This is a genomic window from Levilactobacillus huananensis (assembly GCF_003946145.1).
Lineage (GTDB): Bacteria > Bacillota > Bacilli > Lactobacillales > Lactobacillaceae > Levilactobacillus > Levilactobacillus huananensis.
In genome coordinates this window covers 1-2,125 of sequence record NZ_RHOC01000030.1, presented here as the reverse complement: position 1 = coordinate 2,125, position 2,125 = coordinate 1, and the positions used below count along the sequence as shown (strand labels likewise).

Sequence of the window (2,125 nt, the reverse complement as noted above, 5' to 3'; positions counted from 1 at the left end):
TAGTTCTAGGCATAATAAAGTCCCCTCAAAGTTAACAGATGAATTATACTTTTTCATCTGTCAACCTTAAGGGGACTATAGCAATTTAACGGTTAGCCTATTTTTTATTTTTCTTGGCCCCACTGTGTGAGCTGCGTCACCATGTTCTTTAAAATTTTAATGCCCAGTTGGTAGTCCTGTTCAGATCCCAACATTCTAAACGCTAACGTCCAGGCGTTGTGATAGGCGCTCACCGTTAGCTGGAAGTGCGGCATCGTCTTGTAGGCCCCAGCAAAGTAAATCTGTGTGACCGCAATGTCCCCAAATCTGAGTCGCGTCTGATCCACGTGACCGAAGTTAGCGAACGAGACCGCTCCCGGCTGGCGGCGTTTAGCAGCCAACCGCCGAATCATTTCCGGTGAAAATGCGCGATTCAATCGCCGAATCTCCATCAATGGCGACAGGTAGGCCCGTGACTGACGAAGATCACTGATCGTCCGCTGGGTCCGCTGCGCCACTGTCGCCAAGGTATCGCCATCGCTCACCGTCAGTGGAATCGGCATTTCACCGGTCAGGTTGGCGACCTGAACCACGTTAGCGGCCGCGACCGGACCCTGGAGGCGAAGATCCACCTGGTAGGGAATAACTAACTCGCGTTCACCCGTAAGGGCAAATAGGGCCAAGGCATACGCCGATAACAGAACTGCATTCATCGTGACCTCTTGTTGGCGAGCCCGTTGTCGCAGACGTTTACTAGTAGTTCGCGGAATCAGTGCCTCCCCTCGGTGATGGTGCACATCCCCAGCGAGTTCCGGGATCGCCTTTTGACTTGCCAAGGCAAGATCGGCAAGTCGTCCGCGATTTGGCCGCCGTAAATGCATCAAGATGCGACGACTACTGCGCTCATTCACAAAGTTTGATAAATCCGTGCCATCATAGGCCGCTGCTAGCAGATACAAATAGTGTTTGAAACCCTCTCCGTCCGTCAACAAGCGACTCATGATCAACCGCAACTGATCGTAGTCCCCGTGGTGAATAACCTGAATTTTTAGCTGCGGGCCATGCAAGACATCTAGCCGGCCGCGACCGGGATCATGACTCGCTGTAAATTCTTCAATCACCTGGTCATTAGCCGAGTCATCCACTTCAAAACGATTCTTTCGCAAATTATACCGTCCCAGGATTTGGGGAACGACCGTCTGGGTTGCCACAACTGCGGCCTTTAACCGATCCACATCAACTGGCTGCATCAGACTCAGCGTACACTCCAGCAAGGGATAAGTCTGGGCCACGTCAAAAGTGGGCAGTAAGTCCATTGGTTCACCACGATAATTCAAACGATCACCCCTCCATCCTTAATTACGCTAAGTATAGCAAATTGGCTCCCGCCATCCCTACAAGTTCGTCTAGATATTGCGAAAAATTAATAATCCTGTAACGTGGCGGTCTGTTACACTGGAGGCATAACTTAAATCCAGATGAGGTGACCGATCCTATGGCTGATTCAAGGCAATCCGTATCCTGTAACGCAACGCTTATTATGACAACGCACCGGGTTTTTCAACCAGATTTAAACGAGCATCAGTCCGTTTTTGGCGGCAAAATTTTATCGTTGGTCGATGACAGTGCCTCGGTGGCCGCTGTTCGTCTCACACATAAAACCGTTGTAACGGCCTCGTTTGACCACGTCAGTTTCCTCCAGCCCTTTCATCTCGACGATTCCATGCTCCTCACGGCTTACGTCACCGGGACTGGTACCAGCTCTCTCGAGGTCTTCGTCAAAATTGTCGGAGAAAACCTGACCACTGGTGAACGCTTCGTCGGGTTCACCTGCTTCATTACCTACGTTATCGACGACCGGAGTGTCACCACACCATTGCCAGAGATAGCGCCAGTCACCGCAGAACAGCGCTACATCTGTTCCGGATACCGTCATCGCCATGATCAACGTGCCATCCGCCGGCAAGAACAGCGCGACCTCAATAGCCACGTGACGACAGACTCTCCGTGGACCGAATAATGTTTCATGTGAAACAACTGGTATTAAAAAGATCGGCTGGCGTTGCTATAGTCCCCTTAAGGTTGACAGATGAAAAAGTATAATTCATCTGTTAACTTTGAGGGGACTTTATTATGCCTAGAACTA

General features: G+C 50.5%; 2 protein-coding genes. One reads left to right on the top strand and one right to left on the bottom strand.

The features are described 5' to 3' along the window. Window positions 1–104: 104 nt before the first annotated feature. Window positions 105–1,316, bottom strand: a complete 1,212-nt coding sequence (locus tag EKM71_RS10965) for a phthiocerol/phthiodiolone dimycocerosyl transferase family protein (RefSeq protein ID WP_125574601.1) — start codon at window positions 1,314–1,316, stop codon at window positions 105–107. 158 nt (window positions 1,317–1,474) lie between these two features. Here EKM71_RS10965 and EKM71_RS10960 point away from each other — a divergent pair, with 158 nt between their 5' ends. Further along, window positions 1,475–1,999: an acyl-CoA thioesterase gene (locus EKM71_RS10960; protein ID WP_125574600.1), complete on the top strand. Its 525-nt coding sequence runs from the start codon at window positions 1,475–1,477 to the stop codon at window positions 1,997–1,999. Window positions 2,000–2,125 lie beyond the last annotated feature (126 nt).

Coding starts and splice junctions, on each gene's coding strand:
- EKM71_RS10960 (WP_125574600.1), top strand. CDS start 1,475: ATGGCTGATTCAAGGCAATCCGTATCCTGTAACGCAACGCTTATTATG.